The organism is Tessaracoccus massiliensis (genome assembly GCF_000826065.2).
GTDB lineage: Bacteria > Actinomycetota > Actinomycetes > Propionibacteriales > Propionibacteriaceae > Arachnia > Arachnia massiliensis_A.
Genome location: NZ_LN623542.1, coordinates 365,021 through 382,935, shown reverse-complemented (window position 1 = coordinate 382,935; position 17,915 = coordinate 365,021). Strand labels below are relative to the sequence as shown.

The window sequence follows — 17,915 nt, the reverse complement described above, 5'->3', positions numbered from 1 at the left end:
GCCCATGATGAAGCGCCAGTTCCTGCTCCCGGATCCGGGTGAGGGCCTCCTCGAGGCCGAGATCGTCGCCTGGCGGGTGGCCGAGGGCGACGAGATCGAGGTCAACGACATCCTCGTCGAGATCGAGACCGCCAAGTCCATCGTCGAGTTGCCGTCGCCCTACGGGGGAACCGTCACAGGTCTGCTGGTGGCCGAGGGGTCGACGGTGGAGGTGGGCACCCCCATCGTCGAGATCGACGACCCCACGCTGGTTGAGACGCGCTCTGCGACGAAGGAGCCAGCCCGTGTCGAAACCCTCGCAGCCGACGCACCAGCTGAAACCACCACCCCCAACCTCGTCGGTTACGGCGCCTCGGACGCCCCCTCGACGCGACGCCGCCGCCGGCACCAGGCCCCCCGTCGAGAGCCCCACGAGGCCTCCGAGGCGTTGTCGGCCGCCTACGACCAGCACGAGCCCGGCCGCCGCGCCGACGAGGTGCACCCCGCCGAACCGGTGCACGCCCAGGCGACGGGGGACCCGTTGCCGTCGCCCGGCACCGCGCCGTCGGAATCCACCCTCGTGCTGGCCTCTGACCCCGGCGACACCAAGGCGAAGCCGCCCGTGCGCAAGTACGCGAAGGATCTCGGAGTCGACCTGAGCACCGTCGTCGGCACCGGGCCGGACGGCACGGTCACCCGCCGCGACGTCGAGGCCGCCGCCGCGTTCCAGTACCTCGACGAGCAGCCCAGGCAGTGCCGCATCCTCAACGACCAGGCCTCCTTCCAGGGCGCCCCGCGCGACACGCAGAGCCACGCCGGTACGTCGTTCACCGGCTCCTCCTTCGGTGGCGGTTTCGGCCCGACGGAGGGCCTGGGCGGGTTCGACCCGTTCGAGGGCCGCTCGGAACGCCGCGTCCCCATCAAGGGCGTGCGCAAAGTCACTGCTGAGAACATGGTGCGTTCCGTCAGCACCAAGGTGCACGTCACCGAGTGGATCACCATCGATGTGACCGGCACCATGGAGTTCGTCGAGACGTTGAAGGGCCGGCGCGAGTTCACCGGCCTGCGCGTCTCGCCGCTGCTGGTCTACGCCAAGGCCATCTGCCTGGCGCTGATGCGCAACCCGGATCTCAACACCAGTTGGGATGAGGACACCCAGGAGATCGTCTACCACGCCGACGTGAATCTCGGCATCGCCGCGGCCACCCCGCGAGGGCTGATGGTGCCCAACATCAAGGGCGCGCAGCGGCTGAGCCTGCTGCAGCTGTGCCAGGCGGTCAACCAGTTGGTCCAGGTCTCCCGCGAGGGCAAGCTCCAGCCCGGCGACTACGCACACGGCACGTTCACCATCACCAACGTCGGCGTCTTCGGCATCGACGCGGGCACGCCCATCATCAACGGTGACGAGTCGGCGATCTTCTGCATGGGGTCGATCGACCGCCGCCCCTGGGTGGTGGGGGAGGGCCCCGACGAGCGGGTCGAGCCGCGCTGGGTGACCACCCTCGCGATCGCCTTCGACCACCGGATCATCGACGGCGAGCAGGGCTCGCGCTTCCTGCACGACGTCGCCTCGATCCTGGCCGAACCCGCCCTGGCTCTCCTCTACTGACCTGGCCCCGCAGCGCTGGTTGAGCCTGCGAGCGCAGCGAGCAGTGTCGAAACCGCTGCAGCGTGTCTGACACCTGGGCCACAGGTTGGTGCCGCAGTGTCTGCTGGGGCCTTCGCCGCCCATGCCGAAGGCGGTCACGCTGTGCTCGATCTGAGCCAGGGTCGGGGTGACCGTCTTCGGCAACGCCCGACCCACCCTCTCAGGCCCCCATCAGACACTGCTTCAAACACTGAGGTGGTGTGGGGGGTTGTTGCCGAAACCGTTGGCACGGTTGGTGCCGTCGTGTCCGGGGGCGGGGTACTCCGAAGATGGCCGGCGTTGCCGGGCAACAACTACCTGGGTGGGGTCCGGGCTCGGCGCGCGTACTTGCATCCCCCGCCCCCGGCCACTCCTTGACGCTGAGGCTGACTACAGACACGCTGCGGGCGCCCTTCGTCGTCGCCTGGCTCGCATCCTTCGACCAGACGCGCTGCTCGTTCCTCGCAGGCGCCTGGCTCAGGACACGAGCTCGCAGGGCGACGCTCCTGGACCGGGCGCCGGATCAGACGGCGGTGTCCTCCGCCGGCTTGTCGTCGTCCTTGGCGGAGGCCGGGTCCGGCTTGTTCAGCAGGCCGGTCACGGCGACGCCAACCTCGAGGATGGCGCGCAGCAGCATGATGCCGAACACGGCGAGTGCGGCGCCGCCGAGGAGGCGCTCGAGCAGCATCGGGATGGGCACGCCGCCGCTGAGGCCCGCGGTGAACGAGAAGACACCGATGAAGTGGAACAGCCACCACACGGCCAAGCCGATGGTGCCGATCAGGAAGATCGTGCCCGCCGCGCCGGGGAGCGCCTGACGCTTGAAGGAGAAGTCGAACGGGCTGGGCTTCTTCTCAGCCTGCTGGTTCCACTGCTGCGGGGCGCCGGAGTAGCCGCCGGTGGTGTTCGCGTAACCGCCCTGCTGCTGGTTCCACTGCTGGTTCTGATCCCAGGACTGGCCCTGCTGGCCCTGCTGGCCCCACTGCTGCTGGCCCTGCTGACCCTGGTCCCACGACTGGGCCTGCTGCGCCTGGCCCCAATCCTGCGCGCTGGGCTGCGGCTGCGCCTGGTTCCAGTCTGCGGAACCCTGGGACTGGGCGGCCTGCCAGTCCTGCGCACTCTGCTGGGGCTGGGCCTGCTGCCAGTCGCCAGCGCTCGGCTGGGGCTGAGCCTGTGCGCCCTGCCAGTCCTGTGCGCTGGTCTGCGGCTGGGGCTGGCCCCACTCGGTGGCGGAGGTCTGACCCTGCTGGGTCCAGTCCGTCTGCTGGCCCCATTCCTGCTGCTGCTGGCCCTGCTGCTCCGGGGCTGCGCCTTCCGGCTGCTGGGGAGCCCACTCGGGGTTCTGGCCGGTGTTCCACTGGTTGTTAGACATGTAGTGAAGTCTGCCACGCCCGCGGCTCAGACGCGTGGACATCACCACGGGCCGAGCGCGACGTGTCAGCTACGTGCGCAATAGTTGGGCCATGGCCTCTCCCACCACGTTCCGCGTCGACCTCGACGCGATCCACGCAAACCTGGGCACCGCACGCGACCTCGCGGGTGGCCGGGCAGTGCTCGCCGCCGTCAAGGCGAACGCCTACGGGCACGGGCTGGTCACCGTCGCGAAGAGCATCCAGGAGCGCGGCTCGGCAGAGTGGCTGGGGATCGCGCTCACCTCCGAGGCCGAGCAATTGCGGGCCGGCGGCGTGACGCCTAGTACGGTCTCGGGGGCTCGGAAGGTGTGTATAAGAGGCAAGAGGCGGGCAGCCTGCGGCTGGGCGGCATCTTCACGCACCTGCCGGTCAGCGATGTCGCTGACGGCGCCGATTTCACCAGCGCCCAACTGGAGCGCTTCGACGGCGTGGTCGCTGAGATCGAGAACGCCGTCGGCCCGGTGGAGTGGGTGCATGCGGCCAACTCCGGCGCAGTCCTCGGCCACAGCCTCGGGCGCAGCACCATGGTGCGTCCCGGCATCATGATCTACGGCTCCTACCCCGACGCGAAGACCCCGCCGTCACGCCCGCTGCGCGACGTGGGCACGTGGACGTCGCGGGTCAGCTTCGTCAAGCGGGTCGCCGCGGGGGAGACGGTGGGCTACGGCCGCACCTGGACGGCGCCGCGGGACACGTGGGTCGCCACGGTCGCCGTCGGCTACGGAGACGGCTACTCGCGCCTGCTGTCGTCGCGCGGCCGGATGCTGATCGGCGGCCGCTCGTACCCCATCGCCGGGCGGGTCTGCATGGATCAGACCATGCTGGACCTGGGCCCGGACGAGCCGTCTGTGCAGGTGGGCGACGAGGTGGTGCTGATGGGCACCAGCGGGCAGGAACGCATCGGCGTGGAGGAACTGGCAGACCTGATGGGCACCATCACCTACGAGGTGACCTGCCTGATCGCCGCCCGCGTCCCCCGCGTATACGGCCCCTGAGGGGCTACGCCGTCTCGACGACGCCTCGGCCCAGCTTCGGGCGGCGACTCGGTAACTGTTCCAGGGCGTGCATCGCGATGGAGCGGGTGGCCCAGCCGTCCACGGCGGCGCCCACGCCTCCGCCGACGAACGGGATGCGCTTGCCCACCCACACGCCGAGGCGCTTGCCGGTCATGGAGTTCATCGCGCGGTCGAGCAGCGCCTTCGACACCTGGCCGTCGAGCTTCGCGTCGAAGACCGGCGCGGTGGCCACCATGGCGGCCGACGACGGCAGGGCGCCCTTCTCCAACAGCTCGGCGTTGCCGCCGGGGCCCAGCATGATCATGAGGATCGCGGTGCGCACGCGGGGGTCATCGAGTTCGTAGCCGCGCAGGTGCGCGATGCCGGCGACGACGCGGGCCTGCAGGAACGACGCGGCGGCGAGGTTCGCGGGGATGGTCAGCAGCGAGACGAAGAAGCCGCCCCAGTTGGTGGCGAAACCCTGCCCGCCCGCCATGGCGATGTGGCTGTTGACCATGCTGCGGATCGCGGCCTCGGCGTCGTTGTGCCGCAGCAGTAGCTGCTTGGCGGCGTGTTTGGCGCCCGGTAGCTTCCCTTTGCCCTTGATGGCCAGGTCCAGCACCTCGTGGAAGACATCCGCGGTCAGCCCTTCGGCGACTGCGACGGCGTCAGTGGGTTGCGTCATGGCGCCTCCTTACCCCTTCAGCTTGCCACGCCACCCCAGCCAGGTCGAGGGTTCGCCGCCCCAACCAGGGATGAACCGGGGGGCCACCGGAGGATCACCGTCGTCGAAACCGTCGGCGGCACCTGCAAGACTGGAGGCATGCTGGGCATCACGTTCGGCCGGCCGGAAGAGTGGCCGGGCCAGGATCTCATCGGGTGGTCCGATGAGTTCAGCCCTGCCCTCGCGCTGGAGGCCTACCGCTGCGGAGTGTTCCCCATGCCGCTGCAGCAGAGCAGCACCGCGGAGATGGGGTGGTGGTCCCCCATGCGCCGCGGCGTCCTGCCGGTGGAGGGCCTGCACCTCACCCGCTCCCTCCGCAAGAGCGCCAAGCGCTACACCACCACCGTCGATGTGGATCCCGACGGCGTGCTCACCCGCTGCGCGGATCCCACCCGCCCGCACGGCTGGATCGACGAGCGGGTCCTCGAGGCGTACCTCCATCTTCATGAGGCGGGGTGGGTGCACACCGTCGAGGTCTGGGACGACGACGGAGCCCTCGTCGGCGGGCTCTACGGCCTGCACCTGGGCGGGTTGTTCGCTGGCGAGTCGATGTTCCATGACTCCGAGCGGGGCCGGGACGCCTCCAAGGTGGCGCTGATCAGGCTCATCGTGCAGCTACGGCAGGTGGGCGTCGGGCTGCTCGACGTGCAGTGGCTCACCGAGCACCTCGGCTCGCTGGGCGCCTACGAGATCGACCGTGAGGAGTATCTGCGGAAGCTGAGCGTCGCGTTGGCGTACCCGGAGCTGGAGTGGACGAATCTGGGCCCCCTCACGGGGGAGGAACTGATAAAGGCCTACAACGACGGGGCCAGGGCCCCGTTGCGGTTGAGAGGACAACGCCGTGCCTGAACTGCCTGAAGTCGCCGCCGTCGCTGCGGCACTCGACGCGAAGCTCAGCGGCCGCATCATCGCGGAGGGACACCTGGTCAGCTTCGCCGCGCTCAAGACGTTCAAGGTGCCGCTCGACGCGCTGGCCGGGCTGGAGGTCAGCTCAGTGTCGCGGCACGGCAAGTTCGTCGACATCGACGCCCAGGGCGTCCACCTCATCTTCCACCTCGCCCGCGCCGGGTGGGTCACGTGGCACGACGAGGCGCCGCCGGTGCCCGCCCGCCGCGGTAGGTCCGGGCTCGCGCTGCGCGTCGTGCTCGACGACGGCTCGGGCTTCAGCCTCACGGAGGCGGGCACGCAGAAGGGCCTGGCCATCTACGTGGTGGAGGATCCTCGGGAGGTGCCAGGCATCCAGGCGCTCGGCCCGGATCCGCTCGCGGAGGGCTTCACCGTCGCGGATTTCCGCGGCGTGCTGGAGCAGGCGGGGCGGGCGCAGCTGAAGGGGGTGCTGCGGGACCAGAAGATCCTCGCAGGCATCGGCAACGCCTACTCCGACGAGATCCTCCACGCCGCGAAGCTGAGCCCCTTCAAGGCGGCCAACTCCCTGACCCCGGAGGAGGCCGACGCGCTGTTCGAGCAGGTGCGTGCCGTCCTGCAGGGCGCGGTGGACGCCGCCGTCGGCACGCCCATCGGGGAACTCAAGGACGCGAAGCGGGCGGGCATGCGGGTGCACGGCCGCACGGGAGAGGCATGCGAGGTGTGCGGGGCCACCATTGCGGAGGTGTCGTTCGCAGACTCGTCGCTGCAGTATTGCCCGGGGTGCCAGACTGGAGGCAAACCGCTGGCAGACCGGCGGCTGTCCAAACTGCTGAAGTGAGGAACCATGCTCGAACACGCCATCTGGTGGCACGTCTACCCCCTCGGCGCCGCCGGCGCTCCCATCCGCACGGAACACGGTGAGCCGCAGCCCCGGCTGCGCAGGCTCGCCAACTGGCTGGATTACGCCGTCGAATTGGGCTGCAACGGGCTGCTGCTGGGGCCCATTTTCGCCTCCGCCTCCCACGGGTACGACACGCTCGATCACTACCGCATCGACCCGCGCCTGGGCACGGACGAGGATGTCGGCCACCTCATCGAGCAGGCGCACGCCCGGGGGATGCACGTGATCCTCGACGGCGTTTTCAACCACGTCTCCCGCCACCACCCCCTCGTCGCCGAGCGGCCGGAACTGCTGCGCCGCGACGGGGACCAGCCACGCTCCTGGGAGGGCCACGGGGATCTGGTGGAACTCGACCACGACAACCCGGAGGTGCTCAACCTCGTCGTCGATGTGATGCTGCACTGGCTGCGCCGGGGCATCGCCGGCTGGCGGCTCGATGTCGCCTACGCCGTACCCACCTCCTTCTGGCGCGCCGCGGCGGAGCGGGTCCGCGCCGAGTTCCCAGATGCGGTGTTCATCGGCGAGGTGATCCACGGCGACTACCCGCGCTTCATCGAGGAGTCCACGCTCACCACCGTGACGCAGTACGAGCTGTGGAAGGGGATCTGGAGCTCGTTCAAGGACGTCAACGGCTGGGAACTAGCGCACGCCATCGAGCGGCACGCGGAGTTCACGCAGCGCTTCATCCCCAACACCTTCCTCGGCAACCACGACGTGACCCGGTTCGCCACGCAGGTGCCGCAGGCCGTGGCCGTGGCCCCGTACCTGCTGATGACGCTGCCCGGCGCCCCCAGCATCTACTACGGCGACGAGCAGGGCTTCACCGGCACCAAGACCGAGGCCTGGCACGGCGACGACGAGGTGCGTCCACCCCTGCCGGAGACGCCCGCAGAGCTGTCGTCGCTCGGGGCGGACGTGCTGCGGCACTATCAGGCGGCCATCGCGCTGCGCCGCCGCCACCCGTGGCTGGTCCGCGCCGTCGTCGAGGTGCTCGACAAGAGCAATGAGGCCCTCCGCTACCGGGTGCACGACGGTGACCACTGGCTGACCGTCAACCTCAACCTGGCCCGGCCCGCCGTCGACATCTCCGGAGATGGGGAACACCTCAACGCGCCCTGACTACGATGTGGCCAAGGGCGTCCGCAAGACCTTCCTCGAAGACGTCGACGTCTCGGGCCAGGCCCGCCGCATATTCACGGCCTTCGGCATGGCCGGCTACATCGCCAAGGGCATCGCCGTGGGCATCGTGGGCATCCTGTTCGTCGTGGCGGTCATCACCAACGACCCGGAGGAGGCCGGCGGCCTGGACGGCGCCCTCAAGAAGCTGACCGAGCTGCCCTACGGGACCTTTCTGCTCATCATCGTGGGCGCCGGGCTGATCACCTACGGCATCTTCTGCTTCGCCCGCGCCCGCGCGCTGGCACGCAAGCGCGGCCGCTGACCGCCCGTGCGTTTCCTGAGCCGGGCGGCGCTGGCTCAGGAGTCGCGGGAATCAGCACTTCACCCCAGCCAAACAGACACAGAAGAAGGGGCCCGGCGAAAGCCGGGCCCCTTCTCAATGCTTCTGGATCACTGACCCCAGATGCCTGCGTTGCGCTTCTCCGTGGAGTTGTAGCCATCGGCGATGTTGCCGAGGAGGACGGGCATCTGCTGCACGATCTCCTGCTGCTTCTTCGCCGACTGGTCCCACTGACGCTGCACTTCGACGTAGGCGGTGCGGGCGTTGTCTTCCCAGCTGCCGAGGGAGGACGAGAGCTCGCCCTTCAGGTCCTCAAGGAGCTGCGTGAGTTCCTTGTGTGCGGCCGAGAGGTTGGAAATGCCCTCCTGGAGGCCGGAGACAGAGTAGATGGTTGAGTCGCTCATGGAATCTCTCCTGGTCTTTCTTTGATCTCAGCGGCGTCAGCCGATGAGGCCGGCGATCTGGTTGGCGGTGGACTGGTTCTCTTCCTCACGCACGCCGTACTCGCGCAGGGTCTCGACCAGCTGGCCGTGGATGGTGTCGAGGCCGGCCTTGACCTTCTCGAACTCGGTGTCGAACGCGCGGTAGCCGTTCTGGAACGCGTTCGATGCGTTACCGTGCCAGCGGCTGGCGAGGTCGCCCATCTGGCCCTGGAGTCGGGTCTGCAGGCGGTGGATCTGCTGGTGCTTGGTCTCGATCTGCTGCGTTGCCTTCTGCATTGCAGCGCGGTCTACGGACTTGTCGCCCATGATTCATTCCCTTCGACGTTGAGCCACTGTGGCTCTGCTCGAGCCACTTGGATTTCCTCGTGGCTGCTGTGGTGTCATGAGAAACACTATGCGTAAGGGAGGTCACTTCCCACCCCTCCCGGCACAAACGAGTAGGAGTACCTACGCGGACTAGGCGGTCATGGGAGCAGGAACTCACTCCTGGGTGGTGACGTACTCGCGGGAGAGCGCCACTCCGCTGGGCAGGCCGGAGCGCAGCAGGTTCAACAGGCCCCCGGTGACCGGCATGGGGGCGACGTCGCCGTATCCCAGCGCCTGGCGTGCCGCCATGGTGGGGATGGGGTAGCTGCGACCGTTGAGCAGCAGCGTGGCCACCGCCTCTTCCTTGGCGGAATCCGCGTTGCGCAGCAGGGCGCCCTTGAGGGCTGGCAGGTCGATGTGGTCGATGTACTTACCCGTCGGCGGGCCCATCTGACGCTGATCGATCGTGGGGGTTGTCTGCCCCATCGACACAGAAACGCGGTCAGGATCATCGGCGGTGTACGTGGCGCAGACGGAAGCGTTGGTGCCGGTGTCGAAACCGGGCGGGGCAACCGGGGCGTACATGGGGATGCCCGGTGCCGTAATGGATTCGAGCCCGTCGATGAGGTAGCCGGAGAGGTCCTGCTCAGAGATGGAGCCCACCTCCTGGGTGAAGTCGCGTCCCTGCTCGTGGTAGAGCAGCTTGGCCTCGAGGTAGGAGATGGTGGCCATGCCGTTATTGAGCTGGACGTAGTGGCGCACCGGGTCGCTGCCCGTGACCGCCACCACCTCGCCGATGGTCTTGCCCTGGTAGGCCTTCGTGGCGGTGTCTCCGTAGCCGGGGATCTCGGGAGGGTTGATCGGCTGCCCCAGGGGGATGGCGTAGATCCACGAGTTGCCCGGTTCGATGACGGGCACCTCGAAGGACACGGGGCTGGTGCTGCCGCGCGGCGCGTACAGTTCATGGCTGCGGCCCCCGGAGATCAGGTACTGGGTGCCCTCGCTGGCGCGCGCGATGAAGGAGTAGTCCATGCTCGACGGCTCGGTGGCGCCGAACTGGAGCGTCAGGTAGCGACCCCGGCCGGTGGGCTCCGTGGAGCACAGGCGCAGCGGGAACGTCGCCAGGTCCCCAGCCGCGGGAAGCTGCGGCGGGGCTCCCGGGATGCCCTGGCGGGGCTGCATCTCGGCGCCCACGAGCGCCTCCGTCTTCACGTCGATCACCCGCGGCGGGCCCTCCGGCGCGTCGCCCGCGGCCAGGAGCCGGGCGGTGGCCACGTCGGTGACGGGGATGACCTGCTTGTTCGTGTGCGCGAACAGTTGCCCGGACTGGGTGTCGTTGAGGATGACGTTGTCCTGGTCCGTCCACGAATCGTTGCTGACCCCGCCGCGCAGCAGCCCGATGAGCGCAGTGCCGGCCAGCAGGACCACTCCCAACAGGACGGAGACGAAGGTGGCGGTGCCGACGCGGCGCAGTGGCGGCGTCGGGTCCTCGGGGTCACGATCGACGAACGCCGCTAACATGCGGCGCGAGGTGAAGGCGTGCGCCTTCAGGAGGTCCTTGCGAGTCGCCATGGGTGTCCTGCGTCTGTCCGGCTGTGGGTCGAGCGCAACTGTAGCCGTCTCAAGGAGCACAGAGGGCCACAACTGGCCGCGACTGGACCGCTGCACGCCCTAGAGTGGGCCACCGGAGGTGGACAGATGCTGCGAAAGACCGACGGGTTGGCGCTGCAACGCCGCGCGCGTTCGACGCGATACCTGCCGATGGTGGTCGCCTGGCAGATCGTGCTGGTGGCTATCGCGCTGCTGGTGGTGCAGCAGGAGGTGTGGGCCTACGTCGCGGCCGGCGTCGTGCTGCTGGTCGCCATCCTGCTGAGCGTCCCGGTCAACGGCCGGACGATCCCCGCCACGCTCAAGCTCGGCTCCGCGTTCCGCAGGCGCTCCCGGCAGCGCGTCGAGCACCCGGACCACGCGTCGGATCTGGTGCCGCTGGCGCAGTGGCTACCCCACCTCGCGCTCACCCAGATCAAGGACGCCCACGACGGCGACATCGGCGTCACCGCGGACGGCACCTCGTGGTCCGGCATCCTCGAGGTCACCGCGGATCACACGCTCTTCACGGACCGCGGGGCGGAACTCGACCTCAACGCCCTCGGCGCGCTCACCCGGCAGGACGACGTGGTGTTCGCCGGCGTCCAGGTGGTCACGCTCACGGTGCCTGCACCCTCGGGCGGCATGCTGCCGGAAGGCTCGCCCGCCCTGGGCGCCTACCGCGAGATCCTCGGCGAGAACCCCCCGCCGGCGCTGCGCCGCACCTGGGTGGCGCTCCGGCTGGACCCACGCCTCTGCCTCGAAGCGGTGGGCCGACGCGGCGACGGCCAGACCGGCGTGTTCGCCACCCTGCGCTTCGGATTGCACCGCGCGCAGGCGCTGCTGAAGCGCCACGGGATGGTCACGGCCCCGCTGGACCCCCTCGAGATCTCCGACGTGATCGCCCTGGTCACCGGCGCCTCCCCGGACCCGACGGCGCCCCGCACCCGGGAGGAATGGAAGGCGTGGTTCAACGACGGGCTCGTGCACGAGACCCGCGCCGTGCACAGCTTCGGCGCCAGCCCCAGCGCCGCCTACCAGCGGCTGCTCGACGTCGTGTCCAAAGCCCCCGCCATGATGGCCGTGACGTCGTTCACCGTCAGCCCCGGCCGCCCACCGCAGGGCGCCGTGAGGCTGGTGACTCCCAACGTTGAGCAGGCCGTCGCGGCCGACGAGTACGTCGTCTCCGCGCTGAGCGGCGCGGTGAAGCTCGGCCCCCTCGGCGGCACCCAGGTGCCGGGGATGCTCGCCACTGTTCCCCTCGGAAGGCGGATTGACCAGTGACCGAAATCACGTTCCAGGCCCTCGCCCCGGAGAAGGTCACCGAGCAGCAGATCCCCACGATGTCGACGGGGCCCTCCGGCCTGCTACTCGGTGTCGGCCCCGGCGGCCCGGTGACGATGCGGCTGTTCCGCCCGGAGCCCACCCGCCTCTACCTGGCGGTCCCGGAGTACCTCAAGTGGCTCGTGGCGTTCCGGGCCATGTGCCTGGGCGCCCACCTGTCCGTCGTCGCGGAGGACCACCGTCGCTGGCTCGTGCTGGCCGACACGGTCCGCGCCTGCGGCGGCACCATCGACATCCTGAAGACGCCGGAGAACATCCCCGGCCAGGGTCGCGCCTTCCGCCCCAGCCTGATCATCGACGAGGCGGGCGCGGTGGGCACCAACGCCCGCCTGGGCCCGTGGCAGGCCGTGGCGATCGTCGGCGACCCCTCCTCGCCGAAGTCCGTGGGCGACCTCAGAGCCTGCGAGATATCGATGCTCTCCCCGCTCGACGCGAAGTCCGGCGAGAACCTCCGCCGCGCCTACGCGCTGCAGAGCGGCCAGGTCAGGGCCGTCTCGGAGCTCGAGGAGTCTGAGGTCGTGCTGGCCAGTGTCCGCCGCGTCGTCAAGGTCCGGGTCCCACCCTCGCCGACGGAGTACCGCATGCTGTTCCAGAACGGCCGCTGACCGGTGGTTGCGCCAGCAGACAGGCTGCGGGGGCCCTTCGTCGTGCCCGGCTCCTTCGTCGCGGGGCACGCTCAGGGACCACATGGGGTCAGAGGAGCGAGCTGAAGTACGAGTACAGGTTCAACACGCCCAGCAGGGCGGGGATGATGCCGATGATCGCGAGCCACTCGAGGACGTCACCCCAGCGACCCCAGGTGGGGGCGAGGATGCGGTTGTAGAGGGCGGCGGAGTAGTGGGCGAAGATGTAGGTCAGCAGCAGCGCGGCCACGAAGAGGATCACCATGCCTGCGAGCGAGCCCACCTGGCTCGACGCGATGGCCAGGAGGCCGAGCACGACGATGATCGCGCCGCCCAGCATCAGCGCCAGGCGCTGGGTGAAGCCGACGAAGGCGCGGGCCCGCAGCAGGAAGGCGAACCCGATGCACAGCACCAGCATCGTCGACCAGAGCGTGCTCTGGGTGATCACCACGAAGGCGCCCAGCACCGCGACCGCGGACAGCGCCGAGAGCATGGCGCCCAGCAGGCGGTCGGCGAAGAGCGCGCGCTTGACGATATCGGACTGCACCGGGGTCTCGTCGGCCAGGATCCCCTCCGAGGTGGTGGGGAGGTTGGGCAGGGCGATGCCCGCGATGCGGTAGGACAGCGTCGGCAGGTAGGTGGTCAGGAACGAGATGATCGTCAACGCGATGGCGGCGACCTCCACGTCGCTGTCGGGGAACAGCAGCATGAAACTGGACCCGGCCACCACGAGGAGCGCGGCCAGTGCCGTGCTGAACAGGTGCATGGGGTGGACGCGGGCAGCGAGCGCGCAGGCTGCCGCCGTGATCAGGACGAAGCTGGCGGCCATGATGATGCGCACCGGCAGCGGCACCAGATCTGAGATGGGATCGGGCAGGAACCAGCCGGTGATGCCCGCCAACGCGACGCTGCCCCAGGCCAGAGCCGCGGCCGTCTGCTTCTCGCGGGCGGCGCGGGCCAGGGCGATGGAGCCGATGGCGGCGGCGAAGCTGAGGAAGCCGGTGACGCCGACGGCGAGCCCCATCGGGATGCGCAGCGATGGGTCGAAGCGGGCCTTGTTGATGTCGATCGGCGGCTGCCCCAGGATGATCAGCAGCGGCATGCCGATCAGCGCCAGCAGCATCAGGGTGAGGCCCAGGCGCTGCGAGTGCTTCGCCTGCCAGCTGGGGCGGGAGTTGGTGGCGCCGGCCACGGCGTCGACGACATCATCGAACGCTGCGTCGGGGATGGCGTTCTCCCGCTGCCTCAGGTGGAGCGTCTCGCCGTCGCGGATACCGAGCTTGTTGACGGGGGTGTACAGGTCGAACGGGTCTGAGCCGAAGCGTTGCAGCACCCAGGCGTTGACCGCGTCGGTGGGGTTGTTCGCCTCCAGCCCGGAGAAGCGCAGAATGCTGGGCAGCAGCTCGCTGAGCGACACGGATCCGGGCAGCGCGAGATCGACGCGACGGCTGCTCGAAATGACAGTGACGCGCGAGAGATCTTCCTCGGCCTGTGTACTCACGACCGATACCTTAACCGGCGAAGGGCGCAACTGTGTCGCCTGCCCCGGTTGTCGGTTAAGTTAGGCGCTCATGGGCCACATCTTGTTCCACAGGCCGAAGCGGGTCTCGCCTCCGGCGATGCCACGCGGGGACCTGCTGCTCGAATCGCCGCCGGAGATCCCACCCCCGGCGGCGTCCAAACCCTTCGGCAACCTGCTGCGCATGCTGCCGATGGTGGCCGGCGGCCTGGCCATGGGTCTGATGATGATGAACATGGGCGGTGGCGGCGGTGGCCGCGGCGCGTTGGGCGGCGTCATCGGCGGCCTGTACGCCGTGTCCATGATGGGCATGATGCTCTCCCAGGTGGGCCGCCAGAACGACGACCAGTCCGCCCAGCTCGACGCCAACCGTCGCGACTACTTCCGCTACCTGGCCCAGGTGCGCAAGAACTTCGCGAAGACGGCCGACGAGCAGCGCGAATCCGTCGCCTACCGCCACCCCGCCCCCGACACGCTGTGGACGGTCGTGGGCGGCATGCGCATGTGGGAGCGCCGCCCCGATGCTGAGGACTTCGGCTCCGTCCGCGTCTCCGTGGGGCGCCAGCAGTCCGCCAAGCGGATCACGCCGCCGGAGTCCCAGCCGATCGAGGACCTCGAGCCGCTGACCACGGGCGCGCTGCGTCGCTTCATCCGCACGCACCGCGTGATCCAGTCCGTGCCGCTGGCGGTGGACCTGCGGGGTTTCCGCGCCATCCAGTTGGTGGGCGACGAGGAGGCCTGCCGCGCGCTGGCCCGCTCCATGGTGGCGCAGCTCGTGGCCTGGCACGCGCCCACCGACGTGTCGCTGATGGTGGCCGCCACCCAGGCCCAGCAGGCGTCGTGGGAATGGGTCAAGTGGCTGCCGCACCTGCAGCACCCCACCGAGGAGGACGGCGTGGGCCCGGTGCGCATGTTCGCCACCGCAGCCGGGGAGCTGTCCCAGATGGCGACCTCGGCGCAGGGCAGCGACAACCCGCCGTCGCTGGCCGTGATCGTCTCCGACGGCGTCGAGGGCGTCTCGCCGCAGCAGTTCGTCACGCCCAACACCAAGGCCGTGACCATCGAGGTCACCGGCAACAGGGAACTGCCGCGCGCGCTCGAACTGGGCGTGGCGGTGTTCGAGGTGCGTGATGAGACCATCGTGCTGCACCGCCGCACCACCCGCACCCCCCACGCCCAGACCCCGTTCGGCCGTCCGGACGAGGTGCCGGTGGTCTACTGCGAGATGCTGGCGCGCGCGATGTCGCCGTACCGCATGCCCGAACTGGCCGCCGGGGCGGAGGAGGAGGACGGCGGGCCGGCCGAGGTGGTCTTCGAGCCGCCGAAGGACTACCCGGCGATGCTCGGCGTGGGCGACCCTTTGACGCTCGACCCCAGGGTCGCCTGGCGACCCCGCCCGCTGCGGCAGCATCTGCGCATCCCCTTCGGCACCGCCGACGACGGCAGCCCCGTCGAGCTCGACATCAAGGAGTCCGCGCAGGGCGGCATGGGCCCCCACGGCATCTGCATCGGCGCCACCGGTTCCGGTAAGTCCGAGTTCCTGCGCACCCTGGTGCTGGGCCTGGCGATGACGCACTCGACGGAGCAGCTCAACTTCATCCTGGTCGACTTCAAGGGCGGCGCCACGTTCCTCGGCCTGGAGCACCTGCCGCACGTCTCGGCCGTCATCACCAACCTCGAGGGCGAGCTCGGCCTCGTCGACCGCATGCAGGACGCCATCGGCGGCGAGCTAGACCGACGCATGGAGGTGCTGCGCGCCGCGGGCAACTTCAAGAACTGGGAGGACTACGAGACCGCCCGCCAGAACGGCGCCGACATCCCGCCGATGCCCAGCCTGTTCATCGTGGTCGACGAGTTCTCCGAGCTGCTGTCCGCCCGCCCGGAGTTCATCGACCTGTTCGTGCAGATCGGCCGCGTGGGCCGCTCCATCGCCGTGCACCAGTTGCTCGCCTCGCAGCGACTCGAGGAGAACAAGCTGCGCGGCCTGGACACCTTCCTCAGCTACCGCATCGCGCTGCGTACCTTCTCGCCCGCGGAGTCGCGCACCGTGATCGGTGTGCCGGACGCCTACGAACTGCCGACGCCGCCCGGCAACGGCTACCTCAAGTACGACACCACCGGTATGACCCGCTTCAAGGCGGCCTACGTCTCCGGCCCGTGGCACGGCACCTCGGAGCCGGTGGCGCCGCAGCAGCACAGCCCGCTCGACGACCTGGTCATCGAACCCAAGACCTGGACCCCGCCGGTGCTGGAGTTCACCGCCGATTACGTCATGCCCGTCCTGCCGCCCGAGCCGGAACCTGAGCCTGAGCCTGCCGCGGGAGACGAGCCCGTCGTCGAAGAGGCCCCAGAGGTGGAGGACGAGGATCAGGACGAGGACGAGACCCTGCTGACGATCTCCGTGGGCAGGCTGCAGGGCCACGGCTGGCCCGCCCACAAGGTGTGGCTGCCGCCTCTCGACGATCCGCCCACCATGGATCAGCTGCTCGGCGGGCTCGCCGAGACGGAGGGCCGAGGGTTGCAGGCCGCGGACCCGAAGGTGCATTCCACGCTCAAGGCCCCCGTCGGCCTCATCGACAAGCCGCGGCAGCAGCGCCGCGACCCGTGGTGGATCGACTTCGCCGGCTCCGGCGGTAACCTCGGCGTCGCCGGCGGTCCGCAGTCCGGCAAGTCGATGGCGCTGCGCGCCGGCATCGCAGGCCTGGCGCTGACCCACACGCCGCAGGAGGTGGGCTTCTACATCCTCGACTTCGGTGGCGGCGCCCTCACCTCCATGCGCGACCTCGCCCACATCGGCTCGGTCACCGGCCGCCTCGACGTCGACCGGGTGCGGCGCACGGTGGCCGAAGTGATGTCGCTGCGCTCCGCGCGGGAAGTCCAGTTCGCCGAGTTGGGCATCGACTCGATGACCACGTACCGCCAGGGCCGCCGCGACGGCAGCATCCCTGCGGACCGGTTTCCCACCGACGTGTTCCTCATCATCGACGGCTGGGCCACCCTCAAGAGCGAGTTCGAGAACCTCGAACCGCAGATCCAGACCCTCGCCAACGGTGGCCTCGGCTTCGGCATCCACGTGTGGGTCAGCGCCTCGAAGTGGATGGAGATCCGCGCGGCCACGAAGGACGCACTCCAGTCCCGCATCGAGCTGAAGCTCGGTGACGCGTTCGACTCGGAGATCGACCGGAAACTCCAGGGCGCCATCCCCGCGGGCCGCCCCGGCCGCTCCATCACCGCAGGCGGGCTGCACGCCCTCGTCGGCCTGCCCCGCGTCGACGGTGTGGAGAACGCCGACGACGTCTCCGCCGGTCAGAGGAACTTCATCGAGGCGGTCAACCGGGCGTGGAAGGGGCCGCGCGCCGCCGAGGTGCGCATGCTGCCGGAGAGCCTGGACATCACCGAGCTGCCGGCGATCACGCACGACACGCAGGACCGTCGCATCCCGTACGCCATCGACGAGCTCGAGCTGTCGCCGGTGTTCTTCGAGACGATGACCGAGCCGCACTTCGTCGCGTTCGGCGCGCCCGAATCCGGCAAGTCGAACCTACTGCGCCTGATCCTGAAGGGCATCACCACGCGGTTCACGCCGAAGGAAGCCAAGATCATGATCGTCGACTACCGCCGTTCCCTGCTGGGCGAGGTGGAGACCGAACATCTCATCGGCTACTACCCGTCCGCATCTGCCGCAACGCCCATGCTGCAGCAGACGGCGGAGGCCGTGCGGGCCCGCCTCCCAGGCCCGGATGTGACGCAGCAGCAGCTGCGCGACCGCTCCTGGTGGACCGGCTCCGAGGTGTTCATCATCGTCGACGACTACGAGCTGGTGGCCACGCAGTCTGGCAACCCGATGGCCGTGTTCTCGGACCTGATCAACCAGGCCGGCGACATCGGCCTGCACATCATCATGACCCGCGCCTTCGGCGGAGTCAGCCGCGCCGTGTTCGGCGATCCGCTCATCACCAAGATGAAGGACTCGGTCAACCCGGCGCTGGTCATGAGCGGCAACAAGGACGAGGGCAAGCTCTACGGCGACGTCACCGGCACGCCGATGCCTGCCGGCCGCGGCACGCTGATCACCCGCACGTTCAAGGGCCTCATCCAGACCGCCCACCTGCCGAAGACGGAGGAGTGA

At 69.3% G+C, this 17,915-nt stretch carries 15 protein-coding genes and 1 pseudogene; 10 read left to right on the top strand and 6 right to left on the bottom strand.

The annotated features are described in order from the left end of the window. Positions 1-4: 4 nt before the first annotated feature. On the top strand, positions 5-1,588 hold the full coding sequence (locus BN1186_RS08810; RefSeq protein WP_040283664.1) for a dihydrolipoamide acetyltransferase family protein: 1,584 nt from the start codon (positions 5-7) through the stop codon (positions 1,586-1,588). A gap of 541 nt (positions 1,589-2,129) precedes the next feature. Here the strand turns inward: BN1186_RS08810 and BN1186_RS08805 are convergent. Continuing rightward, positions 2,130-2,978, bottom strand: a complete 849-nt coding sequence (locus BN1186_RS08805; RefSeq protein ID WP_052459978.1) for a DUF4282 domain-containing protein — start codon at positions 2,976-2,978, stop codon at positions 2,130-2,132. Between the two features lie 91 nt (positions 2,979-3,069). Here BN1186_RS08805 and BN1186_RS16045 point away from each other — a divergent pair. Beyond that, positions 3,070-3,240: pseudogene (locus BN1186_RS16045) on the top strand (alanine racemase); the annotation flags it as partial. Between the two features lie 86 nt (positions 3,241-3,326). Beyond that, a complete protein-coding gene (gene alr / locus BN1186_RS08800) occupies positions 3,327-4,013 on the top strand; it encodes an alanine racemase (RefSeq protein ID WP_052459977.1) in 687 nt (228 codons plus the stop codon). A gap of 4 nt (positions 4,014-4,017) precedes the next feature. Here the strand turns inward: alr and BN1186_RS08795 are convergent, their stop codons facing one another. Continuing rightward, a complete protein-coding gene (locus BN1186_RS08795) occupies positions 4,018-4,698 on the bottom strand; it encodes an EcsC family protein (protein WP_052459976.1) in 681 nt (226 codons plus the stop codon). A gap of 138 nt (positions 4,699-4,836) precedes the next feature. Between BN1186_RS08795 and aat the strand changes: the two genes are divergently transcribed. The 4 genes from aat to BN1186_RS08775 are packed head-to-tail and all read left to right on the top strand — an operon-like array spanning position 4,837 to position 7,946. Beyond that, positions 4,837-5,586 (top strand): leucyl/phenylalanyl-tRNA--protein transferase, encoded by a 750-nt coding sequence (aat, locus tag BN1186_RS08790; protein ID WP_074436980.1) that lies wholly within the window; start codon positions 4,837-4,839, stop codon positions 5,584-5,586. Next, a complete protein-coding gene (locus tag BN1186_RS08785; RefSeq protein WP_040283663.1) occupies positions 5,579-6,442 on the top strand; it encodes a DNA-formamidopyrimidine glycosylase family protein in 864 nt (287 codons plus the stop codon). Before aat ends, BN1186_RS08785 begins: the two co-directional genes overlap by 8 nt. Before the next feature lie 6 nt (positions 6,443-6,448). After that, positions 6,449-7,624: an alpha-amylase family protein gene (locus BN1186_RS08780; protein ID WP_040283662.1), complete on the top strand. Its 1,176-nt coding sequence runs from the start codon at positions 6,449-6,451 to the stop codon at positions 7,622-7,624. Beyond that, on the top strand, positions 7,599-7,946 hold the full coding sequence (locus tag BN1186_RS08775) for a DUF1206 domain-containing protein (protein ID WP_082031205.1): 348 nt from the start codon (positions 7,599-7,601) through the stop codon (positions 7,944-7,946). The genes BN1186_RS08780 and BN1186_RS08775 overlap by 26 nt, the downstream gene beginning before the upstream one ends. 128 nt (positions 7,947-8,074) lie before the next feature. On the opposite strand, the gene BN1186_RS08770 is transcribed toward BN1186_RS08775, so the two are convergent. From BN1186_RS08770 to eccB, 3 genes are all read right to left on the bottom strand, one after another. Continuing rightward, a complete protein-coding gene (locus tag BN1186_RS08770) occupies positions 8,075-8,368 on the bottom strand; it encodes a WXG100 family type VII secretion target (protein WP_052459974.1) in 294 nt (97 codons plus the stop codon). A 36-nt stretch (positions 8,369-8,404) separates the two neighbouring features. Further along, entirely contained in the window at positions 8,405-8,713 is a 309-nt protein-coding gene (locus tag BN1186_RS08765) for a WXG100 family type VII secretion target (RefSeq protein WP_082031203.1), read from the bottom strand. Between the two features lie 174 nt (positions 8,714-8,887). Continuing rightward, complete coding sequence (gene eccB / locus BN1186_RS08760; RefSeq protein ID WP_040283660.1) at positions 8,888-10,285, bottom strand: type VII secretion protein EccB; 1,398 nt, start codon at positions 10,283-10,285, stop codon at positions 8,888-8,890. A gap of 126 nt (positions 10,286-10,411) precedes the next feature. Between eccB and eccE the strand changes: the two genes are divergently transcribed. Then, on the top strand, positions 10,412-11,584 hold the full coding sequence (eccE, locus tag BN1186_RS08755; protein WP_040283659.1) for a type VII secretion protein EccE: 1,173 nt from the start codon (positions 10,412-10,414) through the stop codon (positions 11,582-11,584). Beyond that, positions 11,581-12,249 carry a hypothetical protein gene (locus tag BN1186_RS08750; RefSeq protein ID WP_040283658.1) on the top strand — a complete coding sequence of 223 codons (669 nt, stop codon included), beginning with the start codon at positions 11,581-11,583 and terminating at the stop codon, positions 12,247-12,249. The genes eccE and BN1186_RS08750 overlap by 4 nt, the downstream gene beginning before the upstream one ends. Positions 12,250-12,337: 88 nt before the next feature. Here BN1186_RS08750 and eccD read toward each other — a convergent pair whose 3' ends face one another. Next, positions 12,338-13,768, bottom strand: coding sequence for a type VII secretion integral membrane protein EccD (gene eccD, locus BN1186_RS08745; RefSeq protein ID WP_040283657.1), 1,431 nt, complete (start codon positions 13,766-13,768; stop codon positions 12,338-12,340). 118 nt (positions 13,769-13,886) lie between these two features. Between eccD and eccCa the strand changes: the two genes are divergently transcribed. Then, positions 13,887-17,915: a type VII secretion protein EccCa gene (gene eccCa / locus BN1186_RS08740; protein ID WP_246043278.1), complete on the top strand. Its 4,029-nt coding sequence runs from the start codon at positions 13,887-13,889 to the stop codon at positions 17,913-17,915.

Bases quoted from the DNA above. Each gene is read 5' to 3' on its own strand.
- BN1186_RS08765 (WP_082031203.1), bottom strand. From the start codon at position 8,713: ATGGGCGACAAGTCCGTAGACCGCGCTGCAATGCAGAAGGCAACGCAG.
- eccE (WP_040283659.1), top strand. From the start codon at position 10,412: ATGCTGCGAAAGACCGACGGGTTGGCGCTGCAACGCCGCGCGCGTTCG.
- BN1186_RS08810 (WP_040283664.1), top strand. From the start codon at position 5: ATGATGAAGCGCCAGTTCCTGCTCCCGGATCCGGGTGAGGGCCTCCTC.
- BN1186_RS08805 (WP_052459978.1), bottom strand. From the start codon at position 2,978: ATGTCTAACAACCAGTGGAACACCGGCCAGAACCCCGAGTGGGCTCCC.
- BN1186_RS08775 (WP_082031205.1), top strand. From the start codon at position 7,599: ATGGGGAACACCTCAACGCGCCCTGACTACGATGTGGCCAAGGGCGTC.
- BN1186_RS08795 (WP_052459976.1), bottom strand. From the start codon at position 4,698: ATGACGCAACCCACTGACGCCGTCGCAGTCGCCGAAGGGCTGACCGCG.
- BN1186_RS08770 (WP_052459974.1), bottom strand. From the start codon at position 8,368: ATGAGCGACTCAACCATCTACTCTGTCTCCGGCCTCCAGGAGGGCATT.
- eccB (WP_040283660.1), bottom strand. From the start codon at position 10,285: ATGGCGACTCGCAAGGACCTCCTGAAGGCGCACGCCTTCACCTCGCGC.
- BN1186_RS08780 (WP_040283662.1), top strand. From the start codon at position 6,449: ATGCTCGAACACGCCATCTGGTGGCACGTCTACCCCCTCGGCGCCGCC.
- aat (WP_074436980.1), top strand. From the start codon at position 4,837: ATGCTGGGCATCACGTTCGGCCGGCCGGAAGAGTGGCCGGGCCAGGAT.
- eccCa (WP_246043278.1), top strand. From the start codon at position 13,887: ATGCCACGCGGGGACCTGCTGCTCGAATCGCCGCCGGAGATCCCACCC.